At 71.2% G+C, this 14,533-nt stretch carries 16 protein-coding genes; 9 read left to right on the top strand and 7 right to left on the bottom strand.

Going from position 1 to position 14,533, the window contains the following annotated elements:
* Positions 1 to 73 precede the first annotated feature (73 nt).
* Positions 74 to 523, bottom strand: coding sequence for a DUF3499 domain-containing protein (locus QP119_RS09335; protein ID WP_284775569.1), 450 nt, complete (start codon positions 521 to 523; stop codon positions 74 to 76).
* A gap of 89 nt (positions 524 to 612) precedes the next feature.
* Here QP119_RS09335 and QP119_RS09330 point away from each other — a divergent pair, with 89 nt between their 5' ends.
* On the top strand, positions 613 to 1,068 hold the full coding sequence (locus QP119_RS09330; RefSeq protein WP_284775567.1) for a metallopeptidase family protein: 456 nt from the start codon (positions 613 to 615) through the stop codon (positions 1,066 to 1,068).
* A gap of 102 nt (positions 1,069 to 1,170) precedes the next feature.
* Here QP119_RS09330 and QP119_RS09325 read toward each other — a convergent pair whose 3' ends face one another.
* The 4 genes from QP119_RS09325 to QP119_RS09310 all read right to left on the bottom strand — a co-directional run bounded on the left by QP119_RS09325 (position 1,171) and on the right by QP119_RS09310 (position 4,842).
* Positions 1,171 to 1,461 carry a WhiB family transcriptional regulator gene (locus QP119_RS09325; protein ID WP_211272344.1) on the bottom strand — a complete coding sequence of 97 codons (291 nt, stop codon included), beginning with the start codon at positions 1,459 to 1,461 and terminating at the stop codon, positions 1,171 to 1,173.
* Positions 1,462 to 1,841: 380 nt separating this feature from the next.
* Positions 1,842 to 2,921, bottom strand: coding sequence for an NDP-sugar synthase (locus QP119_RS09320; protein WP_284775565.1), 1,080 nt, complete (start codon positions 2,919 to 2,921; stop codon positions 1,842 to 1,844).
* 14 nt (positions 2,922 to 2,935) lie between these two features.
* Entirely contained in the window at positions 2,936 to 3,859 is a 924-nt protein-coding gene (locus QP119_RS09315; protein ID WP_423777793.1) for a glycosyltransferase family 2 protein, read from the bottom strand.
* The gene (locus tag QP119_RS09310; protein WP_284775560.1) at positions 3,856 to 4,842 is read right to left on the bottom strand and encodes an SDR family oxidoreductase; all 987 of its coding nucleotides are present in this window, start codon (positions 4,840 to 4,842) and stop codon (positions 3,856 to 3,858) included. The genes QP119_RS09315 and QP119_RS09310 overlap by 4 nt, the downstream gene beginning before the upstream one ends.
* Positions 4,843 to 4,932: 90 nt before the next feature.
* Between QP119_RS09310 and QP119_RS09305 the strand changes: the two genes are divergently transcribed.
* From QP119_RS09305 to QP119_RS09275, 7 genes are all read left to right on the top strand, one after another.
* A complete protein-coding gene (locus tag QP119_RS09305; protein ID WP_284775558.1) occupies positions 4,933 to 6,504 on the top strand; it encodes an LCP family protein in 1,572 nt (523 codons plus the stop codon).
* Between the two features lie 15 nt (positions 6,505 to 6,519).
* Entirely contained in the window at positions 6,520 to 7,191 is a 672-nt protein-coding gene (locus QP119_RS09300) for a TIGR03089 family protein (protein ID WP_284775555.1), read from the top strand.
* A gap of 29 nt (positions 7,192 to 7,220) precedes the next feature.
* Positions 7,221 to 8,252, top strand: a complete 1,032-nt coding sequence (locus tag QP119_RS09295) for an ABC transporter ATP-binding protein (protein WP_284775554.1) — start codon at positions 7,221 to 7,223, stop codon at positions 8,250 to 8,252.
* A 232-nt stretch (positions 8,253 to 8,484) separates the two neighbouring features.
* Positions 8,485 to 9,759, top strand: coding sequence for an ABC transporter substrate-binding protein (locus QP119_RS09290; protein WP_284775553.1), 1,275 nt, complete (start codon positions 8,485 to 8,487; stop codon positions 9,757 to 9,759).
* 201 nt (positions 9,760 to 9,960) lie between these two features.
* On the top strand, positions 9,961 to 11,019 hold the full coding sequence (locus tag QP119_RS09285) for a carbohydrate ABC transporter permease (protein WP_284775612.1): 1,059 nt from the start codon (positions 9,961 to 9,963) through the stop codon (positions 11,017 to 11,019).
* Positions 11,016 to 11,849 (top strand): carbohydrate ABC transporter permease, encoded by an 834-nt coding sequence (locus QP119_RS09280; RefSeq protein WP_284775551.1) that lies wholly within the window; start codon positions 11,016 to 11,018, stop codon positions 11,847 to 11,849. Before QP119_RS09285 ends, QP119_RS09280 begins: the two co-directional genes overlap by 4 nt.
* 152 nt (positions 11,850 to 12,001) lie before the next feature.
* On the top strand, positions 12,002 to 12,157 hold the full coding sequence (locus QP119_RS09275; RefSeq protein WP_284775614.1) for a hypothetical protein: 156 nt from the start codon (positions 12,002 to 12,004) through the stop codon (positions 12,155 to 12,157).
* A 269-nt stretch (positions 12,158 to 12,426) separates the two neighbouring features.
* Here QP119_RS09275 and QP119_RS09270 read toward each other — a convergent pair whose 3' ends face one another.
* Together QP119_RS09270 and QP119_RS09265 are read right to left on the bottom strand one after the other, a co-directional pair.
* On the bottom strand, positions 12,427 to 13,047 hold the full coding sequence (locus QP119_RS09270; RefSeq protein ID WP_284775549.1) for a hypothetical protein: 621 nt from the start codon (positions 13,045 to 13,047) through the stop codon (positions 12,427 to 12,429).
* Between the two features lie 105 nt (positions 13,048 to 13,152).
* Positions 13,153 to 13,527 (bottom strand): hypothetical protein, encoded by a 375-nt coding sequence (locus QP119_RS09265; protein WP_284775547.1) that lies wholly within the window; start codon positions 13,525 to 13,527, stop codon positions 13,153 to 13,155.
* A gap of 186 nt (positions 13,528 to 13,713) precedes the next feature.
* Between QP119_RS09265 and QP119_RS09260 the strand changes: the two genes are divergently transcribed.
* On the top strand, positions 13,714 to 14,529 hold the full coding sequence (locus tag QP119_RS09260) for a hypothetical protein (RefSeq protein WP_284775546.1): 816 nt from the start codon (positions 13,714 to 13,716) through the stop codon (positions 14,527 to 14,529).
* Positions 14,530 to 14,533: the final 4 nt, after the last annotated feature.

Genomic DNA, 14,533 nt, shown 5'->3' with positions numbered 1-14,533 from the left:
TGCGACGGGGACTAACTCCGCTTTCCGACGTCCCGTCGCACGCCGTCGGCGTGCTTGTGCGGGTTCGTGCGGGTTAGCGCTGCTCGTCACCCTCGGCGGAGTTCTCCTCCGGGTCGGGCACGACGTGCAGGTGGGCGCGGCGGCGGGTCTTCTCGGCGGCCACGCGGCGCGAGCGGTGCACCGGGTGGTTGGAGGTGACCGGGTCGAGCGAGGAGTCGTCGGTGTCGCTCGGGTCCTGCGGGGCGACGAGTCCGCTGGTGACCTGGCCGGCCTCGCGGACGGCCTCGGCCAGGGCGGTGATGTCCTCGTCCTCGTCGATCTCGATGTCCTTGACGTGGAGCATCTCCCAGCCGAGCGGGGCGGTGAGGTTGTCCGCGTGGCGGGCGCACAGGTCCCAGCTGTGCGGCTCGGCGGTGGGCGCGAGCGGGCCGACCACGGCGGTGGACTCGGCGTAGGCGTAGGTCAGCGTGGCCACGGCGGGTCGGCCGCAGCCGGGGCGGGAACAACGTCGGAACTCACTCACGCCGTCAAAGTCTAGACCTGTGGTCGAGATTCCGACACCCGTGGCGTGGGTCCCCGGCCCGTGGGCGGGGCCGGGCTACCGTTGTGACCATGCGTATGAGGGTGCACCGCGACCGTCGCGGACGAGGCGCGCGGGGACCGCTGCTGCCCGCCGGTGTTCCGGCCCACCGCACGCGGCGGCGGCGCTTCGACGTCGCCGTACTGGCGGCCTACGCCCCGCTCGCCGCCCAGTACCCCGACGAGCTGTCGGGTCTCGACGTCGCGGTGGACACCGTGCCGCGGATGCGGCTGCGCGCGGACATGACCGTGCTGCCTGACGAGATCGTCGCCGACGGCCCGGTGCCGCTGGGCCGCGTGATCCCGGCGGGCGTGGACTCCACGGGCTCGCCCACACGGGCGCGCATCGTCATCTTCCGGATGCCCGTCGAGGAGCGCTGCTCGACGCCGGCGCAGCGCCAGGAGCTGCTCACGGTGGTGCTCACCGCACTGGTGGCCAACTACCTGAACCTGGACCCGCGCGACATCGACCCGAACTTCCCCTGGTAACACCCGGGACCCCTCCCCCGGGCATGCGGGCATGAAAAAACCGGCCTCGAGGGCCGGATGAGCGCGCGCGGACTCGCCCGCGGGTACCGCGGGGGACCACCGTCAGCCGATGTCACGCTTGAGGCGGCGGCGCTCACGGTCGGAGAGGCCGCCCCAGATGCCGAAGCGCTCGTCGTTCTCGAGGGCGAACTCGAGGCACTCGTCGCGCACGGCGCACGCCTGACAGATCCTCTTCGCCTCTCGCGTGGAGCCGCCCTTCTCGGGGAAGAAGGCCTCCGGGTCCGTCTGGGCGCACAGTGCCTGGTCCTGCCACTCCTGCTCGACCGCACCGAAGAGGTCGTCGAGGTTGAGGCGGGCGGCCGAGCCGCGGTGGAATGTGGCGTCGTCTGCCATGTTCTCCACGCCACCATCCCTTCTGCCGTTGACGTCTTTGATGTGAAAGGTGCTTACACCGATGAAATTCAACACGGATCACAAGATGTCGTCAACCTGAATGTGGCGGTTTTGGGGAGCATTTCCCGAAACCGCACGTCGACCACCACAGAATTCACACGAGTCACACACTCGCCCCACGGGGGTGGGATTCCGGGGGTAGCACATGTAGTGGTAGGCCAAATACCTGGCAACTACCCCGGCCGCGACACAGGTCACAGGCAGGTTCGGCGGCCTAGCCCGGCGGACGCCCGGAGGGGCCGCGACACGCCGGGCCGGTCTCCCGGCGCCGCGTCGGCGGCCCGGTGCCAGTGCCCCGATGCCGGGGCCCGCCACGGCTGCTAGGCGTCCGGGGAGAAGCGCACACCCGAATCCGGGATGACCACGCCGGGCCACACGCGCATGCCGCCGCGCAGCTCGCAGCGCGCGCCGATCTGCGCACCGTCGCCGATGACGCAGCCGCTGAGGCGGGCGTTGGCGCCGATGCGCGCGCCCGAGGCGATGATGGAGTCCTCCACCACCGCGCCCGGCTCAATGGTCGCGCCGTCGAAGACGACCGAGTCGTCGAGGCGGCAGCCCGCGCCGATCTCTGTGCCGCGACCCACCGCGGTGCCGCCGAGCAGGATCACGCCGTCGCGCACGCCGGCGGACTCGTCGACGTAGGACTCGCCGGTGCTGCCGCGCAAGAGCGGCGAGGGCGCGATGCCGCGGACCAGGTCCGAGGAGCCGCGCACGAAGTCGTCCGGGCGGCCCATGTCGCGCCAGTAGCTGGAGTCGACGTGGCCGAAGACGCTCCGGTCCTCCTCCAGCAGCTGCGGGAAGGTCTCGCGCTCGACGGAGACCACGCGCCCGGCGGGGATCTCGGCGATCACGTCGCGGCGGAAGACGTAGCAGCCGGCGTTGACCTGGTTGGTCGGCGGATCCTCGGTCTTCTCGAGGAACTCGAGCACCCGCCCGTCCGGGCCGGTGGGCACACAGCCGAAGGCGCGCGGGTCGCTCACACGCACCAGGTGCAGCGTGACGTCGGCCTCGTTGCGCTCGTGGGTGTCCAGCAGCGCGCCGAGGTCGTTGCCGGAGAGGATGTCTCCGTTGAAGACCATCACCGTGTCGTGGCGCAGCTTCTCGTAGACGTTGCGGATGCCGCCGCCGGTGCCCAGCGCCTGCTCCTCGACGACGTACTCGATCTCGAGCCCGAAGTCGGAGCCGTCGCCGAAGTAGCTCTCGAAGACCTCCGCCTTGTAGGAGGTGCCCAGCACCACGTGGGTCATGCCGGCGTCGCGGATGCGGGCCAGCAGGTGCTGCAGGAAGGGGAAGCCGGCGGTCGGCAGCATCGGCTTCGGGGTGTTGACCGTCAACGGGCGCAGACGGGTGCCCTTGCCTCCGACGAGGATGACGGCGTCCGTGTTCTCGGGATGCGGCATGAAAACAGTCTCTTTCATTTCCGTGTCGTGTCGGTCAGGCGCGCCGCGGCCGTGGCGACGCGCCGGCGCACCGCGAGCCCGGCGCGCAGGGCCAGCCGCAGCGGGGCCTGCACCGGTCCCGGGTGGCGGTCGGCCAGGTAGGCGTAGGCGCTGTGGTGGTGCGCCGCGGAGGTGACCGTGCGGTGCGCGTTGGCCGCGTGGCCCTGGTCGTGGACCACGCCCGCGTCCACGCACAGCACCGAGGTCCAGCCGGCGCGCGCCAGCCGGTCGCCGAGGTCGACGTCCTCCAGGTACATGAAGTAACGCTCGTCGAAGCCGCCGATCTGCTCGAAGGCCGTACGGCGCAACAGCAGGCAGGACCCGGAGAGCCAGCCGGCGGCCCGCTCCCGGGACATGTCGCGGCCCGCGCGGTAGGCGCGGGTGAACGGGTTGTCCGGCCAGATCCCGGCGAGCACGGCGTGCCCGGCCCCGTGGACCAGGTCCGGCAGCTCGCGGGCCGAGGGGTAGACCTCGCCCGACGGGTCGTGGATGAGCGGGCCGACCGCGCCGGCGTCCGGGTGGCGGCGGGCGCACTCGATCATCGCGTCGATCGCGCCGGACTCGAAGACGACGTCCGGGTTGACCACCACGAGGAACTCGTCGTCCACCCCGGCCTCCCCGGCCTCCCCGGCACCGTCTCCCAGGTGCCGCCAGGCGGCGTTGATCGCCGCGCCGTAGCCGATGTTTCCCCCGGTGTCGAGGAACTCGACGTCGTCGCGGGCGGCGGCCTCGGCCTGCGGGACCCCGTCGGTGCTGCCGTTGTCGGCGAGCACCGTGCGGGTGCCCCGGACCGTGGCTTCGGGCAGCGACTCGAGGAGCGCGCGCAGATGACGCCCCGGCGAGTAGGTCACGGTGATCACGGGTACCGGGGCGTGAGCGTTGTCGTTCACGGTCTTCAGAGTCTAGCGGCCACCGCCCGGGCGACCCCGGTCCGCCACTCCGGCAGCTCCAGGTCAGCGGCGAGCACCGACCAGCGCGGCCGCTTCGCCTTGGTGGGGTAACCGGCCGTGTCCACCGGCGAGACCCGCTCCGGGTCGAAGCCGGCCGCCGCAAAGACCTCGCGGGCGAGCAGGTGCCAGCTCGTCCAGCCGGCCCCCACACCGTGCAGCACGCGCCCGGCGGCGGGGCGCACGCCGGCCGTACCCGACGCGGCCCCGTCGCCGTCGAGCACGAGCCGCCACAGCGCGCGGGCCAGGTCGGGCGCGTACGTCGGGCTGCCGAACTGGTCGTCGACCACCTTCGGGTCCACTCCCCTGCGCGCCAGGCGCAGCATCGTGGAGACGAAGTCCCTGTGCTCCGGCAGCGTGTCGCCCGAGTAGACCCACGCGGTGCGTACGACCGTCGTGGCCGGGCAAGCCGCCAGCGCGGCGCGCTCCCCGGCCAGCTTCGTGCGCCCGTAGATCGTCTCCGGGCTCGTGGGGTCCCCGGGCAGCAACGGCCGGGCGCCCGCGGGCACCGCGGCGCCGGGACCGGCGACGCCGCCGGGCGCGGCGTCGTCAAGCACGGGGCGGGAAACGACCACGTCCGCATGCGCGGCGTCGTCAAGTACGGCGTCGCCGAAGACGTAGTCGGTGGACACGTGCACCAGGCGCGCGCCCACGTCGGCGCAGCGGCGGGCAATGAGCCCGGGCGCGGTGGCATTGGCGGCCTCGGCCAGCGTGCGCCCCGGCTCCTCCTCGGCGCCGTCGACGTCGGTGAACGCCGCGCAGTTGAGCACCACGTCCGCCGCCTCGAGCACGGGCGAGGCGGCGACGGCGGCGGTGTCGGTGACGTCGAGGAGCGAGCGGTCCGCCCAGACGACGTCGCCGTCGAGCCCCGGCGGACAGGTCAGCGCGAGGCTGCGGCCCAGCTGACCGCGCGCGCCGGTGACGACGACTCTCATGGGCGGAGGCCTCCTTGAAGTACGATGGGTGCACTTGAGCCCGGCGACCGCCAGGCCGCCCCCACAGTACGTCGAAGGAAAAGCACCGCAGTGAGTGAGCACTACCGCCAGGTCAGGGCCATCCAGCCGGCCCCGGACTCGGACACCCGCATCCGGCAGGCAGGCCCCGGCGGCCTCAAGGGCGTCATCGCCGTGCTCTCCGTGCTCGTGCTCGTCTTCGCCGGCATCGGCTACCTGACCGTCGGGCGGCTGGGCAACGAGGTCGCCTCCGCCGGCAACCTCTCCCTCGGCGGCGGGCAGGGCATGAAGAAGGCCCCCGACGGCGCCACCGACATCCTGCTGGTCGGCTCCGACTCGCGCACCGACGCCCAGGGCAACCCGTTGAGCCAGGAGGAGCTGGCCTCGCTCAACGCCGGCGCCGAGGAGGGCGAGCACAACACGGACACCATCATGGTCATCCGCGTGCCCAACGACGGCTCTTCCGCGACAGCCGTGTCCATCCCGCGCGACACCTACGTCAAGGACGACGAGCTGGGCAACATGAAGATCAACGGCGTCTTCGCCGCCCACGCCGCCGAGCGCCGCTCCGAGCTGGAGGCGGAGGGCGCCGACGAGCAGCGCATCGCCCGCGAGGAGCTCGCCGCCGGCCGTGAGGGCCTGGTCACCACCGTCGCCGAGCTGACCGGCATCGAGGTCGACCACTACGCGGAGATCGGCCTGCTCGGCTTCGTGCTGCTCACCGACGCCGTCGGCGGCGTGGACGTCTGCCTCAACGAGCCCGTCCAGGACGAGTTCTCCGGCGCCGACTTCCCCGCCGGCCGCCAGACCCTCGACGGCGTGGACGCCCTGAAGTTCGTCCGCCAGCGCCACGGCCTGCCCCGCGGCGACCTCGACCGCGTGACCCGTCAGCAGGCCTTCATGGCCTCGATGGTGCAGAAGCTGCTCTCCGCCGGCACCCTGACCAACCCGGGCCGCCTCAACGACCTGCGCGGCGCCGTCGAGCGCTCCGTGGTCATCGACGAGGACTGGGACGTGATGAGCTTCGCCGCCCAGCTGTCCAACCTCGCCGGCGGCAACGTCACCTTCACCACCGTCCCGGTGACCTCGCTCGACGGCGTCGGCGACTACGGCGAGTCCATCGTCACCGTCGACCCGGACCAGGTGCGCGCCTTCATGGACGACCTCCTCGGCACCCGGGAGGAGGAGCAGCCCGAGGACGGCGAGGCCCCGCCCGCCGGCGAGCCCGCGGCCGCGGCCGCTGACGCCGAGCTGCACGTGCTCAACGCCGGGTCCGTCTCCGGGCTGGCCGGCTCCGTCGGCGGCTGGCTCGAGGAGCACGGCTACCACGTAGCCGAGGTCTCCAACGCCCTGGAGGGCATCTACACCGAGTCCCAGGTCGTCGCCGGCGACGCCGACAGCGAGGCCGCCAAGGCCGTCGCCGAGGAGCTCGGCGGGCTGCCCGTGACCGTCAACGAGGGCCTGGACGCCGACACCCTGGTCGTGGTCACCCACGACGACTACGCCGGCCCCCAGGGCGACCAGATGGCCGAGGCGCCCAGCGGCGACGGCTCGGTGGGCCAGCCCGGCGCCGACTTCGGCACCGAGCCCGAGGCCTCCCCCGAGATCGACGCCGGCGGCGACGGTCCGCGCTGCGTGAACTGACCTACCATCGGGTGCATGGAACTGCTGCGCCACCTCCTCGACGCCGACCCCGCCGGCCCGCGCCTGACCGTCTACGACGAGCACACCGGCGCCCGCCTCGACTTCTCCGCGACCACCCTGGACAACTGGGCGGCCAAGGTCGCCACCATGCTGCTCGAGGAGCTCGACCTCGACGCCGACTCCCGCATCCTCATCGACCTGCCCGTCGGCTGGCAGGCCGCCGCGATCGCCCTCGGCGCGATGGCCGCCGGCGTGGACCACACCCTGGACCCCGGCGCGCCCGCGGCCGGGCCCGACGACCTGGACGTCGTCTTCACCTCCCCCGAACGCGCCGGCGACCACCCCGGCCCCGACCTGGTGCTGGTCACCGACGACCCCTTCGGCCGCGGCGTGGCCGAGACCGGCGGCACCCTGCCGCCCGGGGCGGTCGACTTCGGGCCGACCGTGCGCTTCTACCCCGACGTCTTCCCCGCCCCGACGATGAGCCTGGCCGACCTGGCCGAGAGCACCGACATCCCCGCCGGCGCCCGCGTGCTGGCCACCGGCTGGACCGACGACGCCTCCTTCACCCGCCAGGTCCTCGAGCCGCTGGCCGTCGGCGGCTCGACGGTGGTCGTCTCCGGCTTCGCCGAGGCCGCCCGCCTCGACGCGATCGCGGAGGCCGAGAAGGTCACTCTGCGCCTCTGAGGCGGCGCACGCTGCTAGCCTGAGGTGCCATGGCACCGGTCACCTACGACAACGTCACCGTCCGCTACCCCGGGGCGGACCGCCCCTCGGTCACCGACTTCGACCTGGAGATCGCCGACGGCGAGTTCCTGGTGCTCGTCGGTCCCTCCGGCTGCGGCAAGTCGACCACGCTGCGCGCCCTGGCCGGCCTCGAGCCGGTCGAGTCCGGACGCATCCTCATCGGCGACGACGACGTCACCGACTCCGACCCGGCCGCCCGCGACGTGGCCATGGTCTTCCAGAACTACGCGCTCTACCCGCACCTGTCGGTGCGCAAGAACATGTCCTTCGCCCTGGACCTGCGCAAGGTGCCCCGCGACGAGGCCGACGCCCGGGTGGCCGAGGCCGCCGAGATCCTGGGGCTGACCGACTTTCTGGACCGCAAGCCCAAGGACCTCTCCGGCGGCCAGCGCCAGCGCGTGGCCATGGGCCGGGCGATCGTGCGCAACCCGCGGGTCTTCCTCATGGACGAGCCGCTGAGCAACCTCGACGCCAAGCTGCGTGTGTCCACCCGCTCCGAGATCGCCGCCCTGCAGCGGCGGCTGGGAGTGACCACCGTCTACGTCACCCACGACCAGGTCGAGGCGATGACGATGGGCGACCGGGTGGCCGTGCTCGACCGCGGCGTGCTCCAGCAGGTCGCCCCGCCGCGCGAGCTCTACCGCGACCCGGTCAACCTCTTCGTCGCCGGCTTCATCGGCTCGCCGTCGATGAACCTCTTCCACGACGACGTCCCCGGCGCCGGCGACGTCACCTTCGGCGTGCGCCCCGAGCACATGCGCCTGCTCGGGCAGGGCGAGGCCTGCCCGGCCGGCTTCCGCGAGCTGAGCGGGCCGGTCGACATCGTCGAGGAGCTCGGCGCCGAGTCCTACGTCTACGCCCACCGCGACGGCGGGCGCCTGGTCGCCCGGCTCCTCGACGCCCCCGCCCCCGAGCGCGGCGCCGAGGTGCGCATGGCCTACGACCCGGCCGCCGCGCTGCGCTTCGGACCGGACGGGTTGCGGGCTGACGCCCGCAACTAGTTGGGTCGGCGCCCGCCACCGGGGAAAGAGCGGGCGTGCGCAACCACGCGCGGGCGGTGGGGCCGGGCGCGGCGTCGGCAAGCAAACCCTGAAAGTCGGGCCGCATAGTTCCTGAATGGGACCTGTCTTTCCCCTCTCACGGGGGTAATTTGCGCCGTAGCGTGCCGCCCGGGGTTGCCTCGCAATTAACTTGGGGTTCACCGCGCATCCACGACTGAAAGGTTCCGAAACCATGCGCTTCACCTCTCTGCGCCGCGTCGGCGCCGTCCTCGCCGCCACCGCCGTGGCCGGCGCCACCCTCACCGCGTGCGGCTCCGACGGCTCCTCCTCCGCCCCCGAGGCCGAGAACACCGACGGCCGTGGCCCCATCACCTTCGCGATGGGCAAGAACGACACCGACAAGATCATCCCGATCATCGACCGGTGGAACAAGGAGCACCCGGACGAGGAGGTCACCCTCTCCGAGCTCGCCGGCGAGGCCGACGCCCAGCGTGAGACCCTCGTGCAGTCCCTGCAGGCCGGCAACACCGACTACGACGTGATGGCCCTCGACGTCGTGTGGACCGCCCAGTTCGCCGCCAACCAGTGGCTCGCCCCGCTGACCGGCGACCTCGAGGTCGACACCTCCGAGCTGCTCGACGCCACCGTCGAGTCCGCCACCTACAACGACACCCTGTACGCGCTGCCGCAGAACACCAACGGCCAGCTACTCTTCCGCAACACCGAGATCATCCCGGAGGCGCCCACCGACTGGGCCAGCCTCAAGGAGTCCTGCAAGCAGGCCGAGGAGGCCCAGGTCGACTGCCTGACCCTGCAGCTCAAGCAGTACGAGGGCCTGACCGTCAACACCGCCGGGTTCATGGCCGGCTGGGGCGGCTCCGTGCTCGAGGACGACGGCAAGACCCCGGCCGTCGACTCCGACGCCTCGAAGGAGGGCCTGCAGGCCCTGGTCGACGGCTACGAGGACGGCACCGTGGCCAAGGACTCCACCGCCGCCACCGAGGAGGAGACCAACCTGGCCTTCACCGAGGGCAAGACCGCCTACGCGGTGAACTGGCCGTACATGTACGCCAACTCCGAGGAGGACGGCTCCGCCGTCGCCGGCAAGGTCGAGGTCCAGCCCCTGGTGGGCAAGGACGGCGTGGGTGTGTCCACCCTCGGCGGCTACAACAACGGCATCAACATCAACTCCGATTACAAGGCCACCGCCCGCGACTTCATCGAGTTCGTCGTCAGCGAGGAGAGCCAGCGCTCCTTCGCCGAGGCCTCCTTCCCGCCGGTGCTCGCCTCCATTTACGACGACCAGGAGCTCATCGCCGAGCAGCCCTACCTGCCGGCGCTCAAGGAGTCGCTGGAGAACGCCAAGCCGCGCCCGGTCAGCCCGTTCTACGACGCCATCTCGAAGGCCATCCAGGACAACGCCTACGCCGCCGTCAACGGTGACGCCGACGTGGACAAGGCCACCGCGGACATGAAGGCCGCGATCGAGAACGCCTCGGCGGAGTAACCCAGCGTGTCCGGGTCGACAGCCGTACCGCACGGTGGCGGGGACGGTGCCGGCGGGACCGCGGGTTCCGCCCGCGCCGCAGGTGGGGTGACCACCGCGGAGCGCCCCTCCCCCACCGGAACCCGTAAGTCCGGCCGGACCGGCGCGCGCCGCCAGGCGCGCGTCCAGGCGCGCAACGCCGCCTGGCTGATCGCCCCGGCCATGATCGTGCTGGCCGTGGTCATCGGCTACCCGATCGTGCGCGCGGTCTGGCTGTCGTTCCAGGCCGACAAGGGGCTCGACCCCGAGACCGGCCTGTTCACCGAGGGCGGCTTCGCCGGCCTCGACCACTACTTCTACTGGCTGACCCAGCGCTGCTCCGCCGGGGTCTGCCCGCCCGGCGTCATCGCCACCGACTTCTGGCCGGCGGTGCGCATCACTCTGTTCTTCACCGTGGTCACCGTGGCCCTCGAGACGGTCCTCGGCGTGATCATGGCGCTGGTGATGAACCGCGAGTTCCGCGGCCGCGGTCTGGTCCGCGCCGCCGTGCTCGTGCCCTGGGCGATCCCCACGGCCGTCACGGCCAAGCTCTGGCAGTTCATGTTCGCCCCCGACGGCGTGGTCAACGCGACGCTGGGCACCGACATCGCCTGGACCACCGACCCGTGGGCCGCACGCACCGCCGTGATCATCGCCGACGTCTGGAAGACCACGCCGTTCATGGCGCTGCTCATCCTCGCCGGCCTGCAGATGATCCCCAAGGAGCTCTACGAGGCCGCCCGCGTCGACGGTGCCTCGGCCTGGCAGCGCTTCACCCGCATCACCTTGCCGCTGGTGCGCCCGGCGCTGATGGTGGCCGTGCTTTTCCGCACCCTCGACGCGCTGCGCATGTACGACCTGCCGGTGATCATGATCTCCGGGTCCTCGAACTCGCCGACCGCCACGGTCTCCCAGCTGGTGGTCGAGGACATGCGCCAGGGCCACTTCAACTCGGCCTCCGCGCTGTCCACCCTGATCTTCCTGCTCATCTTCGCCGTGGCGTTCGTCATGATCCGCTTCCTCGGCGCGGACGTCTCCGGCACCCGCAACCTGCCCGGCGGCAAAAGCCGGGCCCGGGGCCTGCGCGGGCTGCGCGAGCACTTCGGCCGCGGGCGTGCGGGGTCCGCCGGGGTCGGAGCGCGCGGCGGTGACGCCACGCGCGACGGTGACGCGATGCGCGACGGCGACCCACGCGACGTCGGCAATCGAGGCGACCACGACGTGGAAGGCGGTGCGCGATGAGCAAGACGCGTTCGTTCATCGGCAACTACCTGGGCCTGATCTTCATTCTGATCTGGGGGCTCGCGCCCTTCTACTGGATGGTCGTCACCGCGCTGCGCGACCCGTCGCACACGTTCGACACCACCCCGTGGCCCACGCACGTCACGCTGGACAACTTCCGCGATGCGCTGGCCACGGACAAGGGCAACGACTTTTTGGGCGCGATCGGCAACTCGCTGCTGATCTCTGCGACGACGACCGCGCTGGCCGTGGCCGTGGGCGTGTTCACCGCCTACGCGTTGGCCCGGCTGGACTTCTCCGGCAAGGGCATCGTCACCGGCATCGTCCTGGCCGCCTCGATGTTCCCCGGCATCGCGCTGGTCACCCCGCTCTTCCAGCTCTTCGGTGACCTCGGGTGGATCGGCACCTACCAGGCGCTGATCATCCCGAACATCTCCTTCGCGCTGCCGCTGACCGTCTACACGCTGGTCTCCTTCTTCCGCACCCTGCCCTGGGAGCTCGAGGAGGCCGCGCGCGTCGACGGCGCCAGCCGCGGGCAGGCCTTCCGTAAGGTGCTGCTGCCGCTGGCCGCCCCGGCGCTGTTCACCACGGCGATCCTGGCGTTCATCGCGACCTGGAACGAGTTCATGCTCGCCCGCCAGCTGTCCACGACCGACACCGAGCCGGTGACCGTGGCGATCGCGCGCTTCTCGGGCCCGAGCGCCTTCGAGTACCCGTACACCTCGATCATGGCCGCCGGCGCGCTGGTCACGATCCCGCTGGTGATCATGGTGCTGTTCTTCCAGCGCCGGATCGTCTCCGGGCTGACCGCGGGCGGGGTCAAGGCGTGAGTTCGGAGGATCAGGCCGGGGGCGGGGATGCGTCCGGGGGCGGGCCCGGCTCCCGTCCCGGGTCGAGCGCTGGGTCTGGTCCTGGGGCGGGCCCCGGGCCTGGCCCGGGCGCGTCCGAGAGCCGGCGGCGGGCCCTGGTCTGGGACACCGCCTTGGGCTTCGTCGGGTTCCTGACCGCGCTGGCTGTCCTGCAGGCCGTGCTCAACGTCTTCCGGGCCGATCCCGCGATCTGGCCCGGGCTCTTCGCGCTGGTGATGGTGCTGGCGACCTGGCTGGTCTGGAAGGGCCGGGCGCGGTACTCCGACTGAGGGAGCGGGCGCCCGGTCGGGGCGGAATCGAGGTTGCGCTGAGGCTGGATCGGGCCCCGAACCGGGCCCAGACCGCGGCTGGGCCGGCCTGCGCGGGGGCTTTTACCGGGTCCCGGTCGGTAAAGCTGATTTGGCCTCCACAAAACCCCAGGTCGCAGGATCGGCCAAAATTGGTTACCGACCCGCGGTCGGTAAATCCGCACCGCACATGGCCGACCAGAGACCGAAAACCGGTGTCCCGGCCCCACCGCTCCCCTACCGGAGCCCGTTCATCCGACCTGCCGGGCCCGAATCCGGTCGATGTAGCCGGCCAGATCCGGCAACCACCTCTCGGGCTCATGGAGCATGCCGGCGGTGAGCACGATGACCGTCCAACCGGCGCTCTGGATCTCGTGGCGGCGGGCGAAGTCCTTGTCGCGTTGGCGGCGTTTCAGGTGGTGCTCGCCGTCGTAGAAGTTCGCGATCTTCAGCTCCGCGCAGCCGACGTCGGCGACCGAGATCAACCGGTCGCTCACCCGGATCTTCAACTGCGTCGTCCAGGTGCAGTCCTTCCCCTTGAACACGGTGACGGCCTGGAGCCTGGTCGTGGTCTCGGGCACCGACTCCGCACCGGCATCAGCCAACCGCAGCACCGAATCGAGCCTGCCGGCGGCGATGAACGGACTCGCGCACGCGCGGAACTCCTCGGGACCGATCTGCCACACATGCATGAACCGGTCCGCGACCTGCACCGCACGCACCAGGTCCGGATCCAGACCGGGTACCTCCGGCACAGGCCAGCGATGGGTTCCGAGCAGGGCTGACCGGATGCAGTGCAGGGCGGTCATCATCGGCGGCGCAACCCTGACCTGCAGGTCCCACAGCGTGGTCGACCACGTCAGCCCCGTCATGTCCCGCCGCAGGAGCGTGGGCTCGAGGCTGTGTCGGGCCACCCGCTTGTCGCCGCCCCGGTTGAAGAGGACGGTGTCGGCCGAGTCGCTGAACTCGGGTACGCCTCAGAGCATCGCGGCGCTCCACACCGCGGCGACCGCGCGCGGGCGGATGGACAGGTGGGCGTAGATCCGGTCGACGGCGGGGACCCAGTACTTGATCCGGCGCGGATGGGCCTCGCCCTGCGACATCACCAACTTGTCGTTGCGGGCGGACTCGGCCGGGACGCACAGGTCCGGGGAGGCGAGCCGGAAACGTCGGGCAAACTCCTCCGCTGGCTCCGACGGATACACCGTCGTCTGGAAGGCAGCCTCCACGACCTTGCCGCGACACGGCACAGGCGCCTGCCGGTGCAGGTCATCTCCCTGCAGGTGGTGGGACAGGCGCCTGTCAATCTCGGTGCCGCGGTAATCCACGACGACGGTCCTCTCGTTCGGCATACTCGTCTCAACCTGTTGGACCGACCGGACCGGTCAATCGGTTCCCGGAACACCCCGGACCCCACAGGAAACATCTGCCCCAGGGGTAACCACACCCCCGTTGACAGATCAGGCGCACATTCATAATCCAGCACGCTATTATCTTGCTCTAAGCCCTTTGTCGCGCCACACAACAGGATTCTGAACATGAAGTTCCGCATGAACCGCAAGTCCGCCATCGCGGTGTTCACCGCCGCCGCGACCGCCTCCACCCTGCTCACCGCCCCGCAGGCCAACGCCGCCGAGGTGACCTACCACAAGGACGCCCAGCGCTGCACGATCGTCTACGACCAGGCCGATCACGACCGCTACGCCGAGCTCGAGGGCAAGCGCTTCCAGGCCCAGGCCGACGTCTTCTACGACGCCGTTCCAGGCCTCGAGGAGATCGTCCGCCCCGCCGCCGAGCAGGGCCGTCTAACCCTCCGCGCCGGGGACTTCGGCAAGGCCAATGACCTGGTCAAGGAAAACGGCTACAGCGATCCGTGGACCATTGTGCCGACCGCCGCCCTACGCCTGCAGCGCGAGGCGAACAAGGAGCACACGTCCTCCCTGGAGAAGGGCGAGTGGGGCGTGGACAAGACCAACATCGCCCTGGAGCTGACCGGCCTCAGCGACGCCCTCAAGGGCAACATCGAGGACTTCAACGCCACGGTCAACACCACCGACAAGACGCTGCAGAACCGCCTGGTCGTCGCCTACCGCACCGCGACCGTCGAGCTCGACGGCCCGCGCAAGGACGCCCTGCGCAAGTGCGCCTCCGCCGGCGCGGACGACGACGCCATCCTCAGCGCCGCGAGCATCTCCTCCGGCGACGAAAACAGCAAGCTCAACGAGGGCCTCGAGCAGGCCAAGAAGATCGGCATCGGCGTCGGCGTCGGCGCCGCCCTCTTCGCGCTGCTGATGCTCATCGGCTCCTTCTCCCCGGTCTGGTACCCGGAGCTGCAGAAGGCCATGAACCGCTAACCGG

This window comes from Corynebacterium frankenforstense (assembly GCF_030211955.1).
GTDB lineage: Bacteria > Actinomycetota > Actinomycetes > Mycobacteriales > Mycobacteriaceae > Corynebacterium > Corynebacterium frankenforstense_A.
Note: the sequence above shows the minus strand (reverse complement) of the source record. Positions and strands in the feature narration are given on the sequence as shown.

Coding starts and splice junctions, on each gene's coding strand:
- QP119_RS09330 (WP_284775567.1), top strand. CDS start 613: ATGCGTATGAGGGTGCACCGCGACCGTCGCGGACGAGGCGCGCGGGGA.
- QP119_RS09325 (WP_211272344.1), bottom strand. CDS start 1,461: ATGGCAGACGACGCCACATTCCACCGCGGCTCGGCCGCCCGCCTCAAC.
- QP119_RS09320 (WP_284775565.1), bottom strand. CDS start 2,921: ATGCCGCATCCCGAGAACACGGACGCCGTCATCCTCGTCGGAGGCAAG.
- QP119_RS09310 (WP_284775560.1), bottom strand. CDS start 4,842: ATGAGAGTCGTCGTCACCGGCGCGCGCGGTCAGCTGGGCCGCAGCCTC.
- QP119_RS09300 (WP_284775555.1), top strand. CDS start 6,520: ATGGAACTGCTGCGCCACCTCCTCGACGCCGACCCCGCCGGCCCGCGC.
- QP119_RS09295 (WP_284775554.1), top strand. CDS start 7,221: ATGGCACCGGTCACCTACGACAACGTCACCGTCCGCTACCCCGGGGCG.
- QP119_RS09290 (WP_284775553.1), top strand. CDS start 8,485: ATGCGCTTCACCTCTCTGCGCCGCGTCGGCGCCGTCCTCGCCGCCACC.
- QP119_RS09285 (WP_284775612.1), top strand. CDS start 9,961: ATGATCGTGCTGGCCGTGGTCATCGGCTACCCGATCGTGCGCGCGGTC.
- QP119_RS09280 (WP_284775551.1), top strand. CDS start 11,016: ATGAGCAAGACGCGTTCGTTCATCGGCAACTACCTGGGCCTGATCTTC.
- QP119_RS09270 (WP_284775549.1), bottom strand. CDS start 13,047: ATGACGGGGCTGACGTGGTCGACCACGCTGTGGGACCTGCAGGTCAGG.
- QP119_RS09265 (WP_284775547.1), bottom strand. CDS start 13,527: ATGCCGAACGAGAGGACCGTCGTCGTGGATTACCGCGGCACCGAGATT.
- QP119_RS09260 (WP_284775546.1), top strand. CDS start 13,714: ATGAAGTTCCGCATGAACCGCAAGTCCGCCATCGCGGTGTTCACCGCC.